The organism is Acinetobacter brisouii CIP 110357 (genome assembly GCF_000488275.1).
GTDB classification, from domain to species: domain Bacteria; phylum Pseudomonadota; class Gammaproteobacteria; order Pseudomonadales; family Moraxellaceae; genus Acinetobacter; species Acinetobacter brisouii.
The window spans coordinates 236891-259303 of sequence record NZ_KI530762.1 but is presented as its reverse complement, the minus strand read 5'-3'; the positions used below and the strand labels follow the sequence as shown (position 1 = coordinate 259303).

The following is a 22413-nucleotide window of genomic DNA, read 5'->3' as shown; positions in this document are numbered from 1 at the left end:
TCTTTAACAAAAAGATAGATGACGAGTCCATAGCATTGGAGAATACATCTGTGAATAATCACAAAGAAGCTCAAAATATTTATGAATTACGAAAAAGAATACACATCTTATTCATTGATGATGATACAAAATTTCAAACAGCTCGAATGTTAAAAAATTCAGGTTGGGAAAATATTAATATAATAAAAGATTGTAAGAATTTAAATTCTCCAGAAATTATAAATACAGATATCTTTTTTGTTGATGTACATGGTGTTGGAGTTGAACTTGGATTTTCTGACCATGGATTGGGCTTAGCTGCTGCTTTAAAACAGAAATATCCTGATAAAAAAGTTGTAATTTACTCTGCTGAGCGAAAATGGGATTCATTCCATAAAGCATGGAGCTTAATAGATGATCGACTACCAAAAGATGCTGATACATATCAATTTGAAAATACAATTGAAAACTTATTACTGGATTAACAATGGAACTAAAATTTAGAGTAATTGATAAAATAACTCAGGAAACAACATTTTGTAACTTAAAAGAAGAATTCAAATTTCTACTTCCAAGAATTAGCCTTCCTTCTGAAATTATTAATAGTGGAAACCTTGGAAAAATTAGATGTGGTTTGGTTGATACAGAAAAAAATAAGATCTTTTTTATTTCAAACTCTAAAGATTATATACAAAGCTCCAGTAGATTTAAATCAGATGTATTACATTTAACCTCATTAATTGATAATTTCTTAACTCACATTTGCCAACAACAAATTGATTTCCAACTACAAAAAACTCAAAGACTTTCACACAATATTAGGAGTATAAATGCTAATTGTCTTACTTCATTCTTTAGTTTCTTTCCTCAAGAAGAGTTAAGTAGCAAAGACAATAAAATTCAAACAAAAATAGAGAAAATAACCAAGGAAAATCACTTAGATATTCCAAATTTATTATTAAAGCTACACAAAAATCATTTAGCAATTAAAACTGAGTTTGAAGTATTTGAAAAACTCTATACAAAAAATCCATTTTTAAGTAAGAAGAAACATAAAATTCATCGTGTTCTCATGAATGTTTATTATCCTTTTTTCAGTGATTTTCAAGAAAAAGGTGTACTCGTAAATATATATCCATCTGAACTTAAAAGTATTTTTGACTATGACACGCTTCATGTGGCTTTTTTTCACTTATTTGAAAATGCATACAAATACTCAAAACCCAATAGCTCTATTAATATAATGATTAGTGAAGATTTATCTTCAACTTTGATTACTTTTAATATGGAAAGCTTAGCAATAGATAGTTCTGAAATTCCTTTAATTTTCACGGAAGGATGGTCGAGCAATATCTCAAAGGAGACTGGAAAGTCAGGAAACGGATTAGGTATGTATATTGTCAAGAGATTAGTAGAGCTTAACAACGGAAATATATCATTCGAAGCGATCCCAAATACTTTATCAAAATACGGAAGCAATGGATTAGAAATTTATTTTCAGAAAAATAAAATTGTAATTTCTCTAAATAAAAATCAACCTAAATAATATTGATAGAAAAATTAAATATTATTTAAACCTTAATTAATAGAAAATATTTATCAAAGCAATGAATTTTAATATAGAAAAAATATCTTAACTAGGAATAATTTATTTTAAAAATAAGTTATTCCATATTTTAGATCCCTTCTAAATTTTTATATTTTTCCCAATCGTTACCAATTCGTATGAATTTCTTCTCTTTCCCACCTATTTATGCAATCTCATCCTAAAATGCTGAGTATCAACTGGATGAGATCTTGCGATGCGTTTAAGCCCAATCAAACTATTTTTATTGAGTAGTTGCCTTGTTGCAGCACCGTCAGTTTTTGCAATGACCGAAACTCAACCCAGCACGCCCAATGCGCCACTGCCTGACAATCCAAGTTTGGGACGCGTGATTTTATATAAAACAGGGCAAACCCTACAGCGTATAGGCAATGCCACACAGCGCGGTGCAGACAAAGCCTCAGATAAAATTCAGCAAAAATGGGACAACACCAAAGAATTTGGTGCAGAAAAAACCCAAGCTGTGCAGGAAAAAGCCAATGATGTACAACAAACTGCCGAGAAAAAATGGCAACAAGCCAAAGACGTGGTGACAGGTAATCGTACCGATACACCACCTGTTCCGATTGAGCATGGATCTTTAAGCCAACCCACCAGTAACTAATTGACTTGGCGAATGATTTTTCCAGAGATAAAGCCCTGCGTATTTTCAGTGAGTTGCTGCACAATGCGCTGACGGGCTTGCACACTGCCCCATGCCGAATGTGGGGTAATAATCAAATTTGGAATTGTAGAGTCAAGCAAGATATTGCCCTGCTTGGGTGGCTCGACAGTCAGAACATCGGTTGCAGCACCCGCCAGTTTGCGGTGCTGTAGAGCGTGTGCCAATGCTGCTTCATTGACAATGCCACCACGCGCAGTATTGATCAAAAATGCAGTCGGTTTCATTAATGCCAATTCTTTTTCAGCAATTAAATCTTTAGTGCTGTCATTCAGTGGGCAATGCAAGGTAAGCACATCGACTTGCGGTAAAAGCTCTTCGAGTGACAAACGTCCTGCATGTTGACGATTCGGCAGATTCCCGACCAAGATCTGCATTCCCAACGCCTGTGCCAATCGCGCAACTTCTTGTCCCAGTTCACCATAGCCAAGCACACCTAAGGTTTTACCCGACAACTCCACAATCGGAAAATCTAAAAAGCAAAACTGCTCTGCCTGTTGCCAACGCCCTTGCTGTACTGCCTGATTGTATTTCACCACATTGGTGGCCAATGCCAACATCAGTGTCAACGCATGCTGTGCCACCGATGCAGTACCATAGCCCTGACAGTTACATACCACAATGCCCTGCGCCCGCGCTGCCTTTAAATCGACATTGTTGGTGCCCGTGGCAGAAATTAAAATCAGTTTCAGTTTTGGAAGTTGAGCAATACTTTCAGCATTGAGTACCACTTTATTCACGATTGCAACTTCAGCATCGGCAAGACGCGGCAAGACCTGCTCAGAGGTAGTTGCATCATATAATTGCAACTCTGCAAAAGCAGCATCTAAGGGAGTAGAGTCCAAATCATTTTGATCTAAACTGGCATAATCTAAAAATACGGCTTTTAAACCTGTCATGTGTCATCCTTTATTGTGTTTTTTAGAAAATTAATAACCTCACCTGAATTCGGTGAAAGTTTTTACTCAACCTTAACCCTTTCAGTGATCTTGACCAATTGATTTCACATAAAAAAAGCAGAAAAACGGGTGGTTTTTCTGCCGAATGAATTTACATATTCAAGACTACGCCAAGATAAATTTCTCTTCATCGAGCAAAGGCGGCTCAACAAAAGAACAAATCCCCAAACTATCACAGCGCATATTTTGCTCTTTATAGCTCAACACATAATACTCAGGGTATTTCTTCACCACGATTGGACTCATATCCGTCGACAAGGCATCATCTTCTTTGAACAATTTCATGACACGGCGATCATTCATCCCGACAATATAACGCTCATTGTTCAGTTCAATTTTGACAATACAGCTCGACTTAATCAGCAATGGAATCAAATATTTATAATTCAGGTGAATTGCTTCTTCAGGATAACTTTCAATCTTGTTGCTAATAATATTAAACACCAGAAAATTACCATAGCAGTCTTGCAACTGAGTTGGATGGTTGTCTTGTGGCAGATTGACCTTGATCCCGAGTTTTTGCAAATCTTGCTCAGTGACCTGACGGCGGCTCAACATAATTCGGGTAATGAGTTGCTTTAAGTTGGCATCGAGGTATTGATCCTCAAGCTGCAAATCATTACTACGTAAAATTCGTCCGAGCGCGGCACTATGGCGCGACAATAAATTGTTAATCACCGTGCGGTAGTAGAATTTGCTCTTTTTCTTGACCGTGCGCATTTGCTGGTAAAAATAGTTTTTATTCCACGGATGACGAATAAAATCATTCAGCAAACTTGAACTCGCCAAAACTGAAAGCGCTTCATGCCCAGTAAATGGTAAGTGCAAGGTATGTAGCTGTGGCAAGATATGTTTGATTTTTAAATAATGTTCGCGGTCATTGGCATAGTATGGGTCATACACCACGATATATTCACTGCCTGCACAAACATCTTGCGTGGTGATGTGCATGTCCTGATGCAAACTTTCATCAAAAAATTCGGTATAACGGCGATCTTCAATTTCCTGCGGGTCAATACTGTACTGCGGCACAAAGGCAATCACGCGATTCATTTTCAGTAATTTAGAATATTTAATTGCCGCATAGCCCCCCATTGAACCACCATACCCGACCACTGTCTCAAACTGGTCTAGAATAGGTTGCACAGCGCTCATCATCGCCTGCATGCTCGCCGCAGGAAACCATGACTTGATTTTTGGCATCACGCCAATCACGTTATATTCATACTTCGCCAACGACTTTTCTGCATTAATCGTTAAGCCTTTGGCGCGAGTAATTAAATCTCCAAACGAAAAAATCAGTTCTTTGGAATTTCCTTTTAGAAAAATAACCCGGATTTGTTCGTCTTCAAAAATAATTTGCTTATCCATTCACGCACCGAAAATAAAAATTAGCGACTGCCAAAATGCAATCAAAAAAGAAGGGGCTGGCGAATGCCTATTGTATAAAGGCAAGAGAGATTAAACAGGGCAAAATATGACATCTTGCCACGCCGCTGTCAGATTTTTGTATTTTAAAACCAATCTGCTACATCCGAAAATGGATTTCGTCGAAAAGTCATTAAATTCATGTTTTAACACTATTTTGCAACACAATTCATATAAATTTAACGAAATTAATTAAGTTGTCACAATGCTGCGCTTGAATATCGGATTATTCCAATTGAGGGGAAATTGGGCAATGCATTATGTAAAAACAGCAGCAGGGCAAGAAGCATTACAACAACGCTCTAAACAACTTTCAGCCAAACAACGTCAGTTATTGTTTCTTATGGGTACGGATGATTTTGATAAATTACCCGCAACCAGTCGCCAACGCCTGTTTCAGCCAGAAGTGATTGATCATTTGCTGGAGCTGGGTTTTATTACCAATTCAGCACCAGAAACAGAAACAGAAACAGAAACAGAAACAGAAACAGAAACAGAAACAGAAACAGAAACAGAAACAGAAACCATTGCTTCAGCGTCCCCTACTGTCAATGTGCTTTCCCAAGTCTTGCAGCGTTATTCTCAACCCCGAGCTAAACCGACATTAGCCGAAGAAATTGCCGAAGAAGAGCAGCAGGCAGCGTTTAAGCTCGATACGACGCCTCCACCTGATCTGGATACTGAACTCAACTTTCCTGCCATTAAAGGCTTGATGATTGATACTCTACGACAACACGGTGGGCTGTTGGCAAGAGGCTTAACTGAGAAAATCGACAAGTGTGAAAATACCAGTGAACTCAAACGCTGCCATATGGCATGGTTGACACTATTGCAAGAAACCCGTTTGCCTGCCAAGCAACTACATAGCCTAGTAAAACACTTACAGAAATTTTATCATTTGCATGAAACAGAAACTAACCAGTAGTTGAGCATGTACACAAAGTCATTTACAGTAAAATAAAATTAAGATCTGCTAGGTGACGCGATGCGAGGCTGGGTAAAGTTAGGCAGTGTGCTGTACTGTAGCGTGTGTTTGCATGGCTGCCTTGTTGTGCCTGAACATACCCGACAGGTCGAATCTACCACACGGGTTTTTGTAGATAGCAATGCCCACGACACACAGGTTGAAATCAGTCGTCCGCAAGTCATTATTCTACAAAACCCCGACTATGATTATCGACCGCATCATCCAGAATATCACGTGCCGCCAAACTGCCATTTACAATCCAATGGACGGTCTATGGGCCCGATCCCGATGGTCTGCGATTAAAACTCCTCGTACACCGCAGGATCCTGATTTTTCAGGCGACCATTGCTGCGCGTCAAGGCGTTGATCTGCTGCATTTGCTCGTCACTGAGTTCAAACTGAAAAATCGCTTTGTTGGCAAGCTGGTTTTCATCGCTACTGGCTTTGGGTATAGGAATCACGCCAAGCTGAATTTGCCATCTTAAAATCACCTGTGCTACAGATTTCCCAATTTGCTGGGCAATTTCTTGCAACACTGCATCTTGAAATACATCGCGTGCGCGTCCCAACGGACTCCACGCCATGGTTAAAATGCCATGTTGCTGATGATACGCACATTGCTCGGCTTGGTTAAAATACGGATGTAACTCAATTTGGTTAATCACAGGGATAATCCCTGTTTCCTTTTTTAACACTTCGATATGTTCAGGCAAGAAATTGCTCACGCCAATCGACTTGATCTGCCCTTTTTTCTGAGCATCAATCAAGGCTTGCCAAGCTTCCACATATAAGCCCTGATTCGGGTTCGGCCAGTGAATTAAATATAAATCAAAATAGTTAAGCTGCGCCCGATACAGTGACTCTTCGATGGTGACTATCGCCTTGTCATATGCATGATGACGACCTGGTAATTTGGAGGTAATAAACAGTTCATCACGCTGAAGTCCCGAAAGACGAGCCGCCTGCCCCACTGCTCCTTCATTTTCATAGTTAAATGCCGAATCCAGCATACGGTAACCATGTGCCAAAGCACGTTGCATGGTTTGAACGCCTAGATGTCCATTCAGACGATAGGTTCCAAAACCCAAGGCAGGAATTGCATAACCGTCATGCAAGGTCAAATTCGGAATATGTTCAGATCGATTCATGTGCTGTTTTCTCTCTGGCTATGCTCTAAGCATTATGGCGCAGCACCGTTGTCGAAATCGTTTAAATTGTATAAATAATGCTATTTTTACGTCGACAGAGCGGGAAGTTTTTATAATAAACCAAATAAATTCAAGGAATGAGATCATGTCAACTATTCATCCAACTGCGGCTCAGGGCTTTAGTTCTGGCGCAGCTTTATATCAGCAAACCCGACCAAGTTATCCTTTACAAATTGTCTCTTGGCTACGCAGCGAGCTAGAGCTGACCAGCCAGTCGCAGGTGATTGACCTTGCCGCAGGTACAGGGAAATTTACCCAATATCTCAAACAGGTCACCCCGCATATTGTTGCTGTTGAACCCGTTACCGAAATGCAGCAACAACTCAAGGCAGCTTATCCTGACGTTACCACCTTGACTGCCTACAGCGACCAGATTCCACTAGAGTCGGCACAATATGACGCCGTTTTGGCTGCACAGGCCTTTCACTGGTTTGCCAACCATGAAACCCTTGCTGAAGTTCACCGCCTGCTCAAACCACATGGGCATTTTGGGTTGGTGTGGAACCAGCGCGATACCAGTGTGCCGTGGGTCAAAGCGATTGCGGATATTTTATTACCACTAGAAAACAATACGCCACGCTATCATAGTGGTGAATGGAAAAAAGCCTTTCAAAATCAGTCGTGGTTTAAACTGGGTAGCGAGCAGCATTTTATCCATTTGCATCATGGCACAGTCGAGCAAGTGGTCAGTAAACGTTTACTTTCCACCAGTTTTATTGCCATGATGCCAGCCGAGCAACAGCAGCAACTCAAACAACAGTTTGAACAGGTGGTTTTTGACTATTTGGGCAAACGCCCTGACGATGAAATTGATTTCCCATATTTAACTTATGCGTATGATTTTATTAAAATATAATAAAAGCATACGGTTTGAATTTTGGTAACTTTATGATGCAATGCTTTTCTCGTATCCTCCTGCCCGCATTCATGCTTGCAGGTAGCCTGAGCCTTGTGGCCTGTCAGAAACAGCCTGAGCATATCAGTTCCGCAACAACTACATCCTCAGCAGCAATGCATACGGCCAGTGAAGTCAGTATTCCACAAAATATTAGACCGTTTACGACAACACCTGATGATGCGCATGACATTCAGCAACTCGACAACTTTAACCGTACTTTTCATGACATGACGCAAGATATGCGTACCGAACTGGAACAACTCAAACAATACAATCAACTTACCCCAGAATTTGTCGAACAGCGCAAACAGGATCAGATTCATTCGGCATTAAACATGCTCAAGGACTTGGATCTGAAGACTGAACAGGGTCGCTACATTCAAGGCATGATGTACGATTACTGGGATCAGTTACAGCATAAAAAAGCCGGCGAGAAAGTCGATAAAACCCCAGTCATTCAAGCTACTCAACAACTTGAATACTGGAAAGCCCATACAGCCAATACCAATCCTGCATCATAAAAAAAGCATGGCAAACGCCATGCTTTTTTTATTTCTAGAGCTATATTTTACAATGCTTTATGCTCAATCCACTGAATTGAATGTACACGAAACAACTCACAAGCTCCATCGCCCACATCAGTATTGGTCAGTGAAGAACGCCAGACCAGATTGCGGTCTTTCACCTCAACCAGCTCACCTTGTAAACGTACCAAATCACCCCGCTGGACTTGCTTGATCTGTTTGGCAATGTCAGGGTTCGCAGGAATAATGTGCATATTGGACACCATTTGCATGGCTTGCTCTGCTGACACAGGTAAGGTTTTCATTTTCCAGTTAAGAAAGCGGTCATACTGGCGCACGCTAATTTGTTTAGCGAAATACGGATCAGCAAACATGCCCCAACTCACTGCATAATCAATCGGGGAAAATTTTGCCTGTTCATCCTGACTATAGCTTTTGGTGCTTAAAATTCGAAAGTCACCCCGAAAAGCTTTCAGCGGCGAAATGGACTGCCATGTCACTTCAGGTGCCAAACCATTGGCAATGTTGTATTCTGCACCTGAATTTGAAGCAAAACTATGACTTGTAAGCAGCGCCAATCCTAAACCACACGCGAAATATTTTAGGGCTTGCATAGCGACTCCTCATCTCATCAAAAAATCAATCTCATTCTGGAATTTTAGAATGTTCATCTTGATCAAATGCAGCTAAATGGTAACGACTACACACAAAAGCGTAGTAATTTTGTCATCTCGTTTTCTAGTCCTCAAATTCGACCCGAATGGTTTCAAACCGAATTCGCCCTTTTCTAATTGCATCGGCAATCGCCTGTTGTCCTTTGGTCAGACGTGCATTGCCACTTTTAATATCAATCAGCACGACTTCAATCTCATCGGCACGCCCATCTCCATCGCGAAAGGCGTTATAACCATTAAATACGATATAGTCGACTGGATCTCCCAGAAATTTGGCATCGCTGGGTAAATACTCAAATTCAGGAAAAATCGGGGCGAACTGCTCCGCCATTCTTCCCTTTAAAATCGCACGGCTACTGTTGACACTACGTGATTGAGCTAAGCGTAATTCTTTCTGATGTTTACGTTTTAGCTCTGAAATCTGAACTTCATATTCCGCTTGAATTTTGCCATTCCTCAGGTTCGACAATAATGCATAAGTCAAAATAACGCCAATGCCTAAACCAATGACCATAGCAATCCAAATGGGCATACGATGTTTCCTGTGTCTAAATTGACGCATTTAAACAGGCTTAGGACTTTTTGTCATGTCATAAGCGTAATGAAGGAAAAAGTGCTAAAGTAATCAAGCCTATATTTTTTATATAAAAGACATGAAAACGATATTAATTGCTAACCAAAAAGGCGGATGCGGAAAAACCAATACAGCCATTACGCTTGCCAGTGCCCTTGCAGCAAAAAACTACCGCGTTGCACTCGCCGATGCTGACAATCAAAAATCGAGCCTGCAATGGTTAAAACAACGTCCTGAACATAACGTCGCGATTCAATCGCTGGACTGGCGCAATGAAAAATCAATTGGCGATGTACCCAAAAATCTTGAATATTTAATTATTGATGCACCAGGTGCATTGTCAGGTGAGCATGCTGAACAACTGATCAGCGAAAGTCATGCAATTATTATCCCCATACAGCCATCATTTTTTGATATTGACAGTACACGCCGTTTTCTCAAGCATTTACAAGAGATTAAACGCGTACGCAAAGGTAAAGTCGAGTTGCTTTTACTGGCAAACCGTGTCAAAGCCAACAGTGCCAGCTCGAAAGATATTCAGGATTTTTTTAGCAAAATTGAACAAGAACCGATTGCATGGATTTCTGAGCGTAGCGCTTATGGGCAACTTGCCATGCAAGGTTTGAGTATTTTTGATAAACAACAGAAAATCTATCAGACCATTCAAAAACAATGGCAACCACTACTCAACGTGATTATTGACGACTCGACAGCATGGTTTTAAAGCCTCCAAAGTAGATCAATTTGCCACCACGTGTTTTTCAGTTAATATACGAATATTAAAAAAACCTTAATTTTGAGATGCACGTGCAAAAATCTGCTCCTATTTTATTACATCGTATTTTATTGTTCGGATTGTTTTTTATCCTGCTGTATTTAAGTTTCAGTGTTCTTAAGTATTTTATTGTCCCTGTGGTTTGGGCCATCATTATTGCGTATATGACTTGGCCAATTTACCGCTGGATCTTGAAAAAATGCGGTGAGCAACGTACCAATCTCAGTGCAACCCTCATGTTATTGCTGATTATTTTGGTGATTGGCGTGCCCTTTGTATTTGCAATTTTTATTTTGCAAAATGAAGGGCAGCAGTTATTTAATGCAGTCCAACAACAATTATTTTCTGGGCATCTGAACTTACCTGCATTTATTACAGGTCTTCCAATTATTGGTCATGACATTCAACGCATACTGGACGAGTTAAATAGCGATCCGCACGCTTTACGACAAAATATTATGCTGTGGTTACAAAGCCACGTAAATTATGGCCGCCTTGTCTTAGGTGAAATTAGCCGTAATCTGGTGAAATTATTTTTTGCACTGTTTTCGCTGTTTTTCTTTTATCGTGATGGCATTACCTTACTCAATCAGTTTAAGCATGCCTTGGAAAAAGTCGTTGGCCCCCGTATTCATCATTATTTAAAAACGATTTCCCAAACCACGCGCGCTGTAGTGTACGGCATTGGTTTAACTGCAATTGCACAAGCCATTTTGGCAGGTCTGAGCTATTTTATCGCGGGTGTTCCCAACCCGATGTTCTTAACCATTATCACTTTTGTGTTGGCACTGATTCCATTTGGTACACCAATTTCTTATATCGCCGTCAGTTTGTGGTTATTTTCACAAGGGCAGATTTTTGCAGCGATTGGCGTATTAACTTGGGGTGTTTGTATTGTCAGTACGTCTGACAATGTGATTCGCCCTCTGGTGATTTCAGGAGCGACCCAAGTTCCGTTTTTATTGATTATGTTTGGCGTTTTGGGGGGCATTGCCAGTTTTGGCCTAATCGGGCTATTTATTGGCCCTGTCGTTCTGGCGATTTTACTGGCAATCTGGCGGGAATGGATTCATGAACAACAACTGGAGAATTCAACTTCAACATCAGAGTGATACAATGCATTTACTGATATCGGTATAACAAATTCATACATGCGCTAACCGATTACGAACAATGCCTCAATTTTTGTTTGCTTGAATAAAAGACGTAAAAAAATAAAACAGGATAATAATCACATGCGTCATTTTATTCAGCTCACAGGCTTGTGCCTTCTCGGTTCCATGCTACTTACCGGTTGCCAGTCTTGGTCGCATTCAAAACATACCTCACAGCAGCAAGTGACCATGAATGCTGTGACTGCACAGGGAATTGCCGAGAAAATCGGAACTGTGACGTTACAGGATTCTGCTCAAGGTTTAGTCATTACCACCCATTTATCCAAACTGCCTTCAGGCATGCATGGTTTTCATGTTCATGAAAAAGGATCATGTGACCCTGCGATGAAAGATGGCAAGATGGCTGCTGCTCTTGCTGCAGGCGCGCATTTTAACCCTCAACAAGTCGCTCATCATGGCACACCCCTCACAGGACATTTGGGTGATTTACCTGTACTTCAGGTCGATGCAAATGGAAATGCCAATCAAAAGCTACTTGCACCTCGCCTAAAACTCAGTGATGTCCATGGTTTGGCAATCATGGTTCATGCAGGTGGTGACAACTATTCGGACTCGCCAAAACCATTTGGCGGTGGCGGTGAACGGATTGCATGCGGGCTAATTCCATAAAGCGTGCAGTGTAATTGACAAGAACTTGAAAAAAGTCCAGTCTAAATACTGACATAATCACCTAAAAATCAATAACGTGAATAGCTTTTATACCCTGCTTCAGCGTTACCTGAGCAATGCATTGATCATGTATTGCTTACAAATGTGTATTGTGCTGACTGGCACCACACTCGGTTTATATTATTTGCACTTGGGGCAATTTATTGTCCCTGTGACTCTTGGAACTATTGCGGCAGCCCTAACCGATTTCGATGATCGGCTCAGTATTCGCTTGCGTAATTTACTCTATGTTTGTGTGCTGTTTTTTATCACCAGCACCATTTTAGAGTTGTTACACCCCTATCCTATTTTCTTTATTTTGTATTTATCGTTGTCCAGTGCGGGTTTTATTTTACTGGGCGGCTTGGGGCAACGCTACGCGACCATTTCCTTTGGAACAGTGTTACTGTCGATTTATACCATGTTTGGTTTGGGCGAAGCACACGTCTGGTACTGGCAACCTAGCTGTTTTGTTTTGGGTGCGATCTGGTACAGTTGTGCAGCGATTATTTTTTACCTGCTAAAACCGACACTGGTGGTACAGGATTATCTCTCGACCAGTTTTCAACAGATTGCTCGGTTACTTCAAATCAAATCCAAGCTCTTCGACCCCGACCATCAGCACTTGGTTGAGCAATTGCTGTTTGATTTATCCGTGCAAAATTCGGCTGTAGTGCAAAGTTTAAATCAGACCAAAACCGCTCTGCTGACACGCCTGAAAGCCTCACGTGCCAATAAAAATACCATTTACTGGCTACATCTCTACTTTTTGGCGCAAGATATTCACGAACAGGCAACCTCCAATTATTTACATTACGAACAGATTCAAGCCAATTTTAGCCGTAGCGATTTAATTTTTCGCATTCAAAAAAATATCCGCATGAATGCGCTCGCCTGTGAGCAAATTGCGCAGTGTGTACTGAATCGGCAACCGTATGTGGTCAATCCTGAGCATAGTTTGGCGCTTCAGCATTTAGAACAATCTATGCACGACTGGGTACAACTCAATCCAGAAAATCTGGAAGTGAAAAATTTACAGCTCATTTTAAATAATTTGCATAATCTACATCAGCAACTTTTGGCACTGAATCATTTGCCACAACACACGACCACACTCGATGACAATCTGAATTTACTCGATGATGATATTCAAGGCTGGCATGATCTCGTCTTAAAACTTAAGCAACATCTGAGTCCCCAATCTGCCTTGTTTCGCCATGCTGTGCGCATCGCGGTCGTATTTCTGGTGGGTTATGCCATTTCTCTGCTGCCTTTTGCCCGAAATGGTTACTGGATTTTACTCACCAGCTTATTTGTCTGCCAAATCAGCTACTTTGCTACCAAGTCACGCCTCAAAATGCGGACTCTGGGCACACTACTAGGTGTGTTATGTGGTATTCCCATTTTATATTTTGTTCCGAGTATTGAAGGGCAACTGCTGCTGACTGTCATTTGTGGCGTGCTGTTTTTCTATTTACGGGTCAAAAAATATTCGATGGCAACCCTCATGGCAACCTTGATGGTGCTACTGATTTTTAATATTAAAGGGTCAGGCTATGAAATTATTTTACCGCGAATTATTGATACCCTGCTCGGCTGCGGGATTGCATGGTTAGCAGTCAGCCTGATTTGGCCCGACTGGAATTTCCGAAATATTTCTAACAATATCAAAAACTCAACCCAAGCGACATTGGCTTATCTGGATGCCGTAGTCGAGCAGTATCAGCAAGGTAAAAGTAACAGTATGCATTATCGTCGGGCTCGGCGTTTTGCACATAATAAACAGATTGAGCTGTCTGCCATGATTTCCAGTCTGAGTGCTGAACCACATCCCAATCCGACCCTAATTCATCATGCTTTTCGTTATCTGGTCTATAGCCATAGTCAGCTCAGTTATATTTCAGCGCTGGGGAGTCACCGCGAACAGGTGCAAGATCCACAGATTCTAGAATTGATGCATTGGTGTCAGCAGACTTTAAATGCTGTACTGCTCCAACAACAGCCTTTAGCCGACATTCAAATTCAGGAAAAACTGAAAGAAATTAAAATACTTAGTCAGCAAGCAAACTTGTCAGATCATTTATTATTAATCTTGAAACAGATCAGTTTATTATTAGAAACTCTGCCTGAGTTACTCCACTTACGCCAGCAGTTACTTAGACAAGAGATTAAGTAAGACCTCTCAGGCGTGTGCTTGAACACAATGCCACGCCTGACTTCAATATTTTTTTAATCAATAAACTGCAAGATGCTACTAAAACAGACCTGCCTGCTGCCTTTGATCCAGTAATTGTTTAAACACTTTCCTCGGATAACAAAACCATAGAATCAGCAACAGCACACAACTTCCAGAAAATGCAATCAGATGGAATTGGGTATACAGCCAGCGTACAGCCTCAATCACCACAAAAAAGCTCAGCATCAGCAGCATAGAAACTGCTGCGGCAACTGTACCTTTCGATACACTGGAAGACATTAAGGCAAAACGATACATGACTGAAAAGCTGATGCCTTCACCAAAACTGATTAAGGTCATACCAATCAGGAGTAATGCAAGCGCATATTGCGACAACCAAACGGCGCTCAGCAAAAATAAAGCCCCACATAGCATGATCGGTACACCTATAAAAACCGTTCGCCCCAATGCAAAACGATCAATCACTTTAATTAAGAGCGCATTTCCTGCGATCAGCCCTAAAAACACGGGAAATTGTGATAATCCATAAGCCAGACTGCTCAGTTTAAGCTCATCAACCAACATTACAGGTGACAGTGCAATCCATAACATCAACGGAATATTCACCAAAGGCAAAGCCAGACTTAGCCCTAGAAATTGTGAGTTGCGATATACACGCTTAAAATCATCGAACAAATACACAAAAGGCTGGCGTGTAATGCTCTGCTGTTGTCGCGGCATTTGGCTATTTAAACCAAACCAGCTCAGTGCAGCCAAAACGGCAATGGCTATAAATCCCCAATGCCATGACACATAATCAATCAAAAATGCCCCCAGCACAGGTCCAAGCAAAGGAGCAAGTAAAGAAATATTGGCCATGAGTGCCATGACTTTAATTGCATCGCGCTCAGCAAAATTTTCCTGAATCGCTGCATAACCCACTGCCGAAATCACCGTGAGGCCAATACCTTGTAGAAAACGCAGGGCTAAAAACTGCTGTATATTTTGAGTCAATAAAATCAGCAGACAGCACACACCAAAAAATAATACACCTGTCAGCAGCACTCGCCTGCGCCCAAGTCGATCAGAAAGTGGGCCAAGCAGCCAAGCCACACACCCTCCCCCCAGTAAATAAAACGACATGGATGAAGGTGCCCAAGTCGCACTGACAGAAAAATCTTGGGTGATTGCCAGCATGGCTGGCTGAATCAGATCATTTCCAATGTAAACCGAGAACTCAAACAGTACGAGTGCTAACGGAAACATCAGGGTTGAACGATTCAATGTTTTTGGGATGCGTTGCATCGTTTTTCTTCAATAAAGAACCGCGCCAAACGTTGGAGCAGCAGGCAAAATATAGAGACAGGTTTCAAGCAAAATAAAAAATACAAGGTATGTATAAGGCATTCAAAAAATAAAATAAGCAGCAGTTTAGATGTGATTACGTCATACCATAACACTTTTTACAGCAATGACTGAATGATTACAGCGAATACAATGCAGTGTCATATATTTTTTAGGTTGAATAAAAACCTGTCATTTTATAGGTGCGTGGATCACACTTTATCAGGTTCAAGATACTCAATCATTCATGCTTTCTGCGAAAATTAACAGCAAGAATTTAAGGGAAAAGTATTTTTGCATATGATTGATTTTTAACAAGACCTTGATCTTAAACTTACAGATTTAAAATTAAATTTTCAGTAAAAACTTAAACCAATATTAATTTTAAAAATTTATTTTGCAACAAAGTAATTAAACCACGTTTCTTTTTTAATCTTTTCCGCTGTAACAAAAGTGACATATTTTAGTCACTTTGCTGTCACACAGTCACATTAAATTAACACTCAATTTAGTTCATTCTCATCTTCCATCCTTAATGAACTTAAGGTGGAAATACCTTCCATACAGGGAATATCTATGACTTACTTCTCTAAAAAAATATTTGGCACTTTAGTAGCCTCTGCGACGCTTGCTATTAGCGTAGCGCATGCAGGTGAAATTACGGGTGCAGGTTCTACATTTGTATATCCTGTACTTTCAAAATGGTCAGCAACTTATCACGCTAAAACAGGCAATAAAATCAACTACCAATCTATCGGTTCTGGTGGTGGTATTGCTCAAATTAAAGCAGGCACTGTAACTTTTGGTGCATCAGACATGCCATTAACTCCTGCTGAGTTAAATGCTGCTGGTTTAAAACAATTCCCAATTATTATTGGTGGTGTTGTTCCAGTTGTGAACGTTGACGGTGTACGTCCAGGCGCTTTACGTTTGACTGGTCCTGTTCTAGCAGACATTTTCTTGGGTAAAGTAACCAAGTGGAATGATCCAGCAATCCAACGTTTAAACCCTTCTTTGCACCTTCCTGACCAACGTATTTCTGTTGTTCACCGCTCTGACGGTTCAGGTACAACTTTCAACTGGGCAAACTATCTATCTAAAGTAAGCCCAACTTGGAAATCTAAAGTTGGTGAAGGTACATCTATCTCTTGGCCTACAGGTATTGGCGGCAAAGGTAACGAAGGTGTTGCTGCTTATGTGAAGCAAATCAAAGGTTCTATTGGTTACGTTGAACTTGCATACGCTTTACAAAACCGTATGAGCTACACAGCAATGCAAAACAAAGCAGGTCACTTTGTACAACCAAACACTGCAACTTTCCAAGCAGCAGCAGCGGGTACAAGCTGGAGCAAATCACCTGATTTTTATAATGTAATTACCAATGCATCTGGTGCTAACTCTTGGCCAATCACTGCAACTACATTTGTAATCATGCATAAGCAACCAAAATCTGCTCAAGCAAGCAAAGATGCTCTTGACTTCTTCAAATGGTCACTTGAGCACGGTCAAGCAAATGCACGTTCTTTGGACTACATTCCTTTACCTGCAAACCTAACTAAACAAATTGAAGGTTACTGGATTAAAAACATTAACGTTAAGTAATCTGGACATCGCCTCTTTTTTTAAATCCAACAGAATTCGTTTTGTTGGATTTATCTCTATTTCTTAATTAAAGATTTTCAATGATGAAACTAGATAGAACAATGAACCTGAATAGTCAAACAGACTCAAAAGATCAGCGTAATGATCGACTGTTTCACTATGTGGTCAAAAGCTGTGCCATCTTTGTGCTTCTGATTATGCTTGCTGCATCTTTTTCCATGATTTGGAGTGGCAAAGAAGCTTTTCAAACCTTTGGATTTTCATTTATCTGGAACAGTTCTTGGGATCCGATTGAGAAAAATTTTGGTGCTCTTGTTCCCATTTATGGCACATTAGTCACCTCTCTGATTGCGATGTTGATTGCCGTTCCTGTCAGTTTTGGTATCGCTATTTTTATTACCAACATTGCACCGAAGTGGATCCGTACACCAATTGCAACAGCAATTGAGCTACTCGCAGGTATTCCCTCTATCATTTATGGTATGTGGGGTTTATTTGTTTTTGTGCCATTTATGGCGGATCACATCTACCCTTGGGTCAATGACCATATGGGTACATGGCCACTTATCGGTCCACTGTTTCAAGGACCACCAATTGGTTTAGGTATGCTCACCGCAGGTATTGTACTGAGCATCATGATTATTCCTTTTGTTTCTTCTATTATGCGTGAAGTGTTTGCAACCGTGCCAACACCACTGATTGAATCTGCTTATGCTGTCGGCAATACCACTTGGGAAGTCATTTGGGATATCGTTTTACCTTATACCCGTTCAGCGGTACTCGGCGGTATTTTCCTAGGTTTAGGTCGCGCCTTAGGTGAAACAATGGCTGTGACATTCGTATTAGGTAATGCTCACCAACTTAGCTTGTCATTGCTTGAACCAGGTAACTCGATTTCGGCAACCATTGCCAATGAATTTACCGAAGCAGATTCTAGTATTTACTTGTCTTCGCTGCTTGCTCTAGGCTTTATTTTATTTGTCGTAACATTTATTGTGCTCGCGATTGCACGTTTCATGTTAGGGCGTCTATCACGCCGTGAAGGAGCGTAATCATGTCAAATGCGCTTTGGAAAACTCGTCAAGTTAAAAACTCTCTTGCAAAAGCGATGTCCTTATTCACTGCTGTATTTGGATTGTTCTGGTTAGTCTGGATTTTGTGGACTACCTTGAAAAACGGTTTACCTGCTTTGCATTTAAACCTACTTACCGAAATGACACCGCCTCCAGGTGAAACAGGTGGATTACTCAATGCCATTTTTGGCAGTATTTTTATGAGTGCCATCGCAGTTTTAATCGGTACGCCTATTGGTATTGCAGCAGGAACTTACCTGTCTGAATACGCACGTGAAACCAAACTTGGTTTTTGTATCCGTTTTATTAATGACATTTTGCTTTCAACACCTTCGATTGTGATTGGTCTGTTTGTGTATGAACTTATGGTTCGCCAAATGGGGCATTTCTCTGCCATCGCAGGCGCAGTAGCATTGGCATTTTTAGTTTTGCCTGTTGTAGTACGTACCACTGACGAGATGCTGCAACTGGTTCCAAACACCCTACGTGAAGCTGCACAGGCTCTAGGTATTCCACGCTGGAAGATTGTTCAGCAGGTACTTTATCGTGCTGCCATGTCAGGGATTGTTACAGGCATCTTGCTGGCACTTGCCCGTATTCTGGGTGAAACAGCACCTCTACTCTTTACTGCGCTCAACAACCAATATTGGTCAACCAATCTATTACAACCGATGGCAAACGTGCCTGTAGTGATTTTCCAATATGCGATGAGTCCTTATGATGACTGGCATGCACTCGCATGGGCTGGCGCACTCCTTATGACCTTTTTTGTCCTTGTGCTTGGCATTGTTTCTCGCACAATCTTAATCAAAAAGGATAAATAAAATGAATACCACCTCTCCATCTATCTCGAGCAATTTGCAAGATGCGCAACGCGCACAGCATACATCATCGCATAATACACACATGTTTAATTCAGTAACCCATACTTCGCCGCTGTTAACACCTGAAACGGCTAAACTAGATATACGCAATCTAAATTTCTATTATGGCCAAGCACAGGCACTTAAAAATATTAATATGATTATTCCTGAAAACCGAATCACAGCGCTGATCGGACCTTCAGGTTGCGGTAAATCTACGTTATTGCGTGTGTTTAACCGTATTTATGATATTTACCCAAAACTTCGTGCTGAAGGTGAGGTTTTGTTTGATGGTCAAAATATCTTAAGCGACAATATTTCTGTAAACGAACTCCGCGCTAAAATCGGCATGGTTTTCCAAAAACCAGTCCCTTTCCCAATGACCATTTATGAAAACATTGCTTATGCAATCCGTCATTATGAAAAACTGTCTAAAGCCGAGATGAACAATCGCGTAGAAAAAGTTCTGCGTGACGTGGCTTTGTGGGATGAAGTTAAAGACAAACTGCACCAAAGCGCATTGGGTTTATCGGGTGGTCAGCAACAGCGTTTATGTATTGCTCGTGCTGTGGCGTTGAAACCTGAAGTGTTATTGCTTGATGAGCCAACCTCTGCGCTAGATCCTATTTCTACTGCAAAAGTTGAGCAACTGATTGAACAATTGAAATCAAAATACACTGTTCTGATCGTAACGCATAACATGCAGCAGGCAGCGCGTATTTCTGACTATACAGGCTTTATGTTTTTAGGTAAGTTGATTGAGTTAGATACATCTAACAATATCTTCACCAATCCAAAACAACAGCAAACAGAAGACTATATTACTGGACGTTTCGGTTAAGTTTTTCTCTGTTTTTTAAAGTTCCGAAAAAAAGACGATTTAAATATCGTCTTTTTTTATTTGAGGAGCTTATGGGAGGTCTTGATACTTAGCATCCTAATCAACCATAAAAATGCTGTTTTAAATACTGGCTATAATCAGTCAAATACTGATCTAGCTGCTCACGCCGATTGGCTTTTTGTATATTTTGCGCTGCCAATTGTGTTTGTTTTAACTCTAGCTGCTTTAAAATTTCACACTGCTCATTTTCAGATAGCAATGCTTTTTCTTTCTGTTGTTTTTTAATTTCTAAATAATTTTCAGCCCAATTTCGTAAAGGATCATTTGGATCAATTTGGGCAAACAAATCGGTAATCAGCAATGCAGGCATATTTTCTTGCAATGCTAGCTCAGCCGACAACAACCCACGAATCGAGTAAAATACTTTTTTATAAGTAAAGTTATCTGCGACTTGCATGACTTTCATGCCATTTTCAGCCAAAGACAAATAATGATAATACAAGGCACTATAGTCAATGCGTTCAAGCAATCCCTGTCTAAACTCATCCCATTCAGGAACAGCATTGAGATATTCGATATGCGCTCGTACCCACTCCAAAACAGTTGGATTGCTTTTTGCTAAGAGTCCAAACATTTTGTCGAGGTCATAGGATACAAAGTCAAAATCACCGTCCATGATTTCAATCAGATCACGATGTTTCTTATAATCAAAATATTGTGCTTTGCTGGGCAAGTGAAAACCACGTACATCATAATCGCTGTCAGGGCTTGCCATACCCCATAAGCGACTGCCACTTTCAATATAAAACAGTGGAATGTCCTGACGCTGTTCAAAAAGTTGTTGAATATTTTTTTCGATGTTCATGTTATCTATTCTCAATATAAAAAAAGCGTATCTTTCGATACGCTTTTAGCAGAAATTTTTCTATTCAATCAAGTCTTAAAGATCAAATAGTTTCCCTGGGTTCATTAAACCATTCGGGTCAAATACTTTCTTCAAGGCTTTCATATATTCAATTTCTTCAGCAGAACGGCTGTATTCCAAATATGGTTTTTTGGTCATACCCACACCATGTTCAGCCGAAATTGAACCGTTGTATTTTTTCACGGTATCGAACACATACTTGTTCACCACCTGACATTTGGCAAAGAATTCATCTTTGGTCAAATCCGCAGGTTTTAAGATATTCAAGTGTAAGTTGCCATCACCAATATGACCAAACCAGCAGATTTCAAAGTCTGGGTAGTTTTCAGTCACAATCGCATCAATTTCTCTAATAAATGCAGGTACATGCGTGATTAGCACTGAAATGTCGTTTTTGTACGGAATAAACGGTGCAATCGATTCCGAAATATCTTCACGTAAACGCCATAAGTTTTGTACTTGTTCGAGGCTTTGGCTCATCACACCATCAAGCACCCAACCTTGTTCCATGCAGTGCTCGAAGATTTCCATGGCTTTTTCCATGATTGGCTCGTATGGCGCTTCAAACTCAAGCAACACATAAAATGGGCATGGCGTTTCAAATGGGCGTTGTACATGACCATGATCTAACACTTTTTGCATGGCAAGTTCGCCAAAGAACTCAAATGCAGTCAGGTCAATCTTGCTTTGGAATGCATGTAACAATGGCATGATCGCATCAAAATCGGGTACACCCAGCACCATCACTTGCAAGTCTTGTGGTTTGCGCTCAAGCTTGATTTCAGCTTCAGTCACCAAGCCCAATGTGCCTTCGCTACCAATAAACAAATGTTGCAATGCATAACCTGTTGCATTTTTAATCATGCCTTTGTTCAGGTGCAATATATCGCCTTTTCCTGTCACGACAGTGAGGCCCAACACCCAGTTACGGGTCATGCCGTATTTAATCACTTTGATACCGCCAGCATTGGTACCAATGTTACCGCCAATCTGACTTGAGCCTGACGATGCAAAATCGACTGGGTAATACATGCCTTGTTCTTCTGCATAGTTTTGCAGCTGCTCTGTCACTACGCCTGCCTGAACACGCACCATACGATCTGCGGGCAAGAATTCCAGAATCTGGTTCATCTTGTCCATGCTCACCACGATTTCACCATTGGCTGCAACAGCACCCGCAGACAAGCCTGTACGACCGCCCGATGGTGTCACGGCAACCTTATATTGGTTGGCAAGCTGAACAATCGCCTGGACTTGTTCAGTACTCGATGGGAATACAATCACCGAAGGGTTTGGGTCAAAGTGCTTAGTATGGTCTTTCCCCCAGTTTCCTAAGCTATCGGCATCAGTTTTGATGCGATTTTCACCTACAATTGCCGTCAGTTGATTCAGTAATTCAGGTGATAAAGTGACAGAAGCATTCATCGTGTACACGCCTAGCAAGAAATAAACAAGTTGTTGCTCACTATGTTATCATATTGCGACCAAATTTGGCCTTATGTAGCGGAGCGGT

23 protein-coding genes are annotated in these 22413 nt (G+C 40.8%); 15 read left to right on the top strand and 8 right to left on the bottom strand.

Translation table 11 applies throughout. The features are described 5' to 3' along the window. Positions 1 to 50: 50 nt before the first annotated feature. The 3 genes from P255_RS01195 to P255_RS01185 all read left to right on the top strand — a co-directional run bounded on the left by P255_RS01195 (position 51) and on the right by P255_RS01185 (position 2189). Positions 51 to 464, top strand: a complete 414-nt coding sequence (locus tag P255_RS01195) for a hypothetical protein (RefSeq protein WP_155756900.1) — start codon at positions 51 to 53, stop codon at positions 462 to 464. A gap of 2 nt (positions 465 to 466) precedes the next feature. Then, complete coding sequence (locus tag P255_RS01190; protein WP_004899205.1) at positions 467 to 1525, top strand: sensor histidine kinase; 1059 nt, start codon at positions 467 to 469, stop codon at positions 1523 to 1525. 256 nt (positions 1526 to 1781) lie between these two features. Beyond that, positions 1782 to 2189 carry a hypothetical protein gene (locus P255_RS01185; RefSeq protein ID WP_004899203.1) on the top strand — a complete coding sequence of 136 codons (408 nt, stop codon included), beginning with the start codon at positions 1782 to 1784 and terminating at the stop codon, positions 2187 to 2189. Here the strand turns inward: P255_RS01185 and P255_RS01180 are convergent. Together P255_RS01180 and P255_RS01175 are read right to left on the bottom strand one after the other, a co-directional pair. Further along, positions 2186 to 3145 carry a 2-hydroxyacid dehydrogenase gene (locus tag P255_RS01180; RefSeq protein ID WP_004899195.1) on the bottom strand — a complete coding sequence of 320 codons (960 nt, stop codon included), beginning with the start codon at positions 3143 to 3145 and terminating at the stop codon, positions 2186 to 2188. The genes P255_RS01185 and P255_RS01180 overlap by 4 nt on opposite strands. Positions 3146 to 3310: 165 nt before the next feature. Further along, complete coding sequence (locus P255_RS01175) at positions 3311 to 4576, bottom strand: hypothetical protein (RefSeq protein ID WP_004899194.1); 1266 nt, start codon at positions 4574 to 4576, stop codon at positions 3311 to 3313. Positions 4577 to 4886: 310 nt separating this feature from the next. On the opposite strand from P255_RS01175, the gene P255_RS01170 reads away from it, so the two are divergent. Beyond that, positions 4887 to 5558, top strand: a complete 672-nt coding sequence (locus P255_RS01170; RefSeq protein WP_004899192.1) for a hypothetical protein — start codon at positions 4887 to 4889, stop codon at positions 5556 to 5558. Positions 5559 to 5618: 60 nt separating this feature from the next. Beyond that, entirely contained in the window at positions 5619 to 5903 is a 285-nt protein-coding gene (locus P255_RS01165) for a hypothetical protein (protein WP_004899191.1), read from the top strand. On the opposite strand, the gene P255_RS01160 is transcribed toward P255_RS01165, so the two are convergent. Then, a complete protein-coding gene (locus tag P255_RS01160) occupies positions 5900 to 6748 on the bottom strand; it encodes an aldo/keto reductase (RefSeq protein ID WP_004899190.1) in 849 nt (282 codons plus the stop codon). The two genes, P255_RS01165 and P255_RS01160, sit on opposite strands and share 4 nt — an antisense overlap. A gap of 142 nt (positions 6749 to 6890) precedes the next feature. Here P255_RS01160 and P255_RS01155 point away from each other — a divergent pair, with 142 nt between their 5' ends. Both P255_RS01155 and P255_RS01150 read left to right on the top strand, forming a co-directional pair. Then, positions 6891 to 7664 (top strand): class I SAM-dependent methyltransferase, encoded by a 774-nt coding sequence (locus P255_RS01155; RefSeq protein WP_171063615.1) that lies wholly within the window; start codon positions 6891 to 6893, stop codon positions 7662 to 7664. 32 nt (positions 7665 to 7696) lie between these two features. After that, on the top strand, positions 7697 to 8227 hold the full coding sequence (locus P255_RS01150; RefSeq protein WP_004899188.1) for a hypothetical protein: 531 nt from the start codon (positions 7697 to 7699) through the stop codon (positions 8225 to 8227). Positions 8228 to 8274: 47 nt separating this feature from the next. Here the strand turns inward: P255_RS01150 and P255_RS01145 are convergent, their stop codons facing one another. After that, complete coding sequence (locus P255_RS01145; protein WP_004899187.1) at positions 8275 to 8844, bottom strand: hypothetical protein; 570 nt, start codon at positions 8842 to 8844, stop codon at positions 8275 to 8277. Positions 8845 to 8968: 124 nt separating this feature from the next. After that, the gene (locus P255_RS01140) at positions 8969 to 9436 is read right to left on the bottom strand and encodes a Holliday junction resolvase-like protein (protein WP_004899186.1); all 468 of its coding nucleotides are present in this window, start codon (positions 9434 to 9436) and stop codon (positions 8969 to 8971) included. A gap of 121 nt (positions 9437 to 9557) precedes the next feature. On the opposite strand from P255_RS01140, the gene P255_RS01135 reads away from it, so the two are divergent. The 4 genes from P255_RS01135 to yccS all read left to right on the top strand — a co-directional run bounded on the left by P255_RS01135 (position 9558) and on the right by yccS (position 14252). Continuing rightward, positions 9558 to 10202, top strand: coding sequence for an AAA family ATPase (locus P255_RS01135; protein WP_004899184.1), 645 nt, complete (start codon positions 9558 to 9560; stop codon positions 10200 to 10202). A 77-nt stretch (positions 10203 to 10279) separates the two neighbouring features. After that, the gene (locus P255_RS01130; RefSeq protein ID WP_004899178.1) at positions 10280 to 11365 is read left to right on the top strand and encodes an AI-2E family transporter; all 1086 of its coding nucleotides are present in this window, start codon (positions 10280 to 10282) and stop codon (positions 11363 to 11365) included. Positions 11366 to 11488: 123 nt separating this feature from the next. Continuing rightward, positions 11489 to 12037 (top strand): superoxide dismutase family protein, encoded by a 549-nt coding sequence (sodC, locus tag P255_RS01125; protein ID WP_004899175.1) that lies wholly within the window; start codon positions 11489 to 11491, stop codon positions 12035 to 12037. A 76-nt stretch (positions 12038 to 12113) separates the two neighbouring features. Further along, positions 12114 to 14252, top strand: a complete 2139-nt coding sequence (yccS, locus tag P255_RS01120) for a YccS family putative transporter (RefSeq protein WP_081401993.1) — start codon at positions 12114 to 12116, stop codon at positions 14250 to 14252. A gap of 78 nt (positions 14253 to 14330) precedes the next feature. On the opposite strand, the gene craA is transcribed toward yccS, so the two are convergent. Next, the gene (craA, locus tag P255_RS01115) at positions 14331 to 15557 is read right to left on the bottom strand and encodes a chloramphenicol efflux MFS transporter CraA (RefSeq protein ID WP_035364916.1); all 1227 of its coding nucleotides are present in this window, start codon (positions 15555 to 15557) and stop codon (positions 14331 to 14333) included. A gap of 615 nt (positions 15558 to 16172) precedes the next feature. Here craA and pstS point away from each other — a divergent pair. From pstS to pstB, 4 genes are all read left to right on the top strand, one after another. Next, positions 16173 to 17198: a phosphate ABC transporter substrate-binding protein PstS gene (pstS, locus tag P255_RS01110; RefSeq protein WP_004899170.1), complete on the top strand. Its 1026-nt coding sequence runs from the start codon at positions 16173 to 16175 to the stop codon at positions 17196 to 17198. A gap of 101 nt (positions 17199 to 17299) precedes the next feature. Next, positions 17300 to 18250: a phosphate ABC transporter permease subunit PstC gene (gene pstC / locus P255_RS01105; RefSeq protein ID WP_004754413.1), complete on the top strand. Its 951-nt coding sequence runs from the start codon at positions 17300 to 17302 to the stop codon at positions 18248 to 18250. Between the two features lie 2 nt (positions 18251 to 18252). Then, on the top strand, positions 18253 to 19095 hold the full coding sequence (gene pstA, locus P255_RS01100; RefSeq protein ID WP_004899168.1) for a phosphate ABC transporter permease PstA: 843 nt from the start codon (positions 18253 to 18255) through the stop codon (positions 19093 to 19095). Between the two features lies 1 nt (position 19096). Then, positions 19097 to 19975, top strand: coding sequence for a phosphate ABC transporter ATP-binding protein PstB (gene pstB / locus P255_RS01095; RefSeq protein WP_004899167.1), 879 nt, complete (start codon positions 19097 to 19099; stop codon positions 19973 to 19975). A gap of 100 nt (positions 19976 to 20075) precedes the next feature. On the opposite strand, the gene P255_RS01090 is transcribed toward pstB, so the two are convergent. Then, the gene (locus P255_RS01090; RefSeq protein WP_004899164.1) at positions 20076 to 20840 is read right to left on the bottom strand and encodes a nucleotidyltransferase domain-containing protein; all 765 of its coding nucleotides are present in this window, start codon (positions 20838 to 20840) and stop codon (positions 20076 to 20078) included. Positions 20841 to 20915: 75 nt separating this feature from the next. Next, positions 20916 to 22325: an FAD-binding oxidoreductase gene (locus tag P255_RS01085; protein WP_004899163.1), complete on the bottom strand. Its 1410-nt coding sequence runs from the start codon at positions 22323 to 22325 to the stop codon at positions 20916 to 20918. Positions 22326 to 22413 lie beyond the last annotated feature (88 nt).

What these genes read in the sequence shown, in the direction of transcription:
- pstA (WP_004899168.1), top strand. Translation starts at nt 18,253, where the DNA reads ATGTCAAATGCGCTTTGGAAAACTCGTCAAGTTAAAAACTCTCTTGCA.
- P255_RS01085 (WP_004899163.1), bottom strand. Translation starts at nt 22,325, where the DNA reads ATGAATGCTTCTGTCACTTTATCACCTGAATTACTGAATCAACTGACG.
- pstC (WP_004754413.1), top strand. Translation starts at nt 17,300, where the DNA reads ATGAACCTGAATAGTCAAACAGACTCAAAAGATCAGCGTAATGATCGA.
- P255_RS01190 (WP_004899205.1), top strand. Translation starts at nt 467, where the DNA reads ATGGAACTAAAATTTAGAGTAATTGATAAAATAACTCAGGAAACAACA.
- craA (WP_035364916.1), bottom strand. Translation starts at nt 15,557, where the DNA reads ATGCAACGCATCCCAAAAACATTGAATCGTTCAACCCTGATGTTTCCG.
- P255_RS01140 (WP_004899186.1), bottom strand. Translation starts at nt 9,436, where the DNA reads ATGCCCATTTGGATTGCTATGGTCATTGGTTTAGGCATTGGCGTTATT.
- P255_RS01135 (WP_004899184.1), top strand. Translation starts at nt 9,558, where the DNA reads ATGAAAACGATATTAATTGCTAACCAAAAAGGCGGATGCGGAAAAACC.
- pstB (WP_004899167.1), top strand. Translation starts at nt 19,097, where the DNA reads ATGAATACCACCTCTCCATCTATCTCGAGCAATTTGCAAGATGCGCAA.
- P255_RS01160 (WP_004899190.1), bottom strand. Translation starts at nt 6,748, where the DNA reads ATGAATCGATCTGAACATATTCCGAATTTGACCTTGCATGACGGTTAT.
- P255_RS01165 (WP_004899191.1), top strand. Translation starts at nt 5,619, where the DNA reads ATGCGAGGCTGGGTAAAGTTAGGCAGTGTGCTGTACTGTAGCGTGTGT.
- P255_RS01175 (WP_004899194.1), bottom strand. Translation starts at nt 4,576, where the DNA reads ATGGATAAGCAAATTATTTTTGAAGACGAACAAATCCGGGTTATTTTT.
- pstS (WP_004899170.1), top strand. Translation starts at nt 16,173, where the DNA reads ATGACTTACTTCTCTAAAAAAATATTTGGCACTTTAGTAGCCTCTGCG.
- P255_RS01150 (WP_004899188.1), top strand. Translation starts at nt 7,697, where the DNA reads ATGATGCAATGCTTTTCTCGTATCCTCCTGCCCGCATTCATGCTTGCA.
- P255_RS01145 (WP_004899187.1), bottom strand. Translation starts at nt 8,844, where the DNA reads ATGCAAGCCCTAAAATATTTCGCGTGTGGTTTAGGATTGGCGCTGCTT.
- P255_RS01180 (WP_004899195.1), bottom strand. Translation starts at nt 3,145, where the DNA reads ATGACAGGTTTAAAAGCCGTATTTTTAGATTATGCCAGTTTAGATCAA.
- sodC (WP_004899175.1), top strand. Translation starts at nt 11,489, where the DNA reads ATGCGTCATTTTATTCAGCTCACAGGCTTGTGCCTTCTCGGTTCCATG.
- P255_RS01185 (WP_004899203.1), top strand. Translation starts at nt 1,782, where the DNA reads ATGCGTTTAAGCCCAATCAAACTATTTTTATTGAGTAGTTGCCTTGTT.
- P255_RS01130 (WP_004899178.1), top strand. Translation starts at nt 10,280, where the DNA reads ATGCACGTGCAAAAATCTGCTCCTATTTTATTACATCGTATTTTATTG.
- P255_RS01170 (WP_004899192.1), top strand. Translation starts at nt 4,887, where the DNA reads ATGCATTATGTAAAAACAGCAGCAGGGCAAGAAGCATTACAACAACGC.
- P255_RS01090 (WP_004899164.1), bottom strand. Translation starts at nt 20,840, where the DNA reads ATGAACATCGAAAAAAATATTCAACAACTTTTTGAACAGCGTCAGGAC.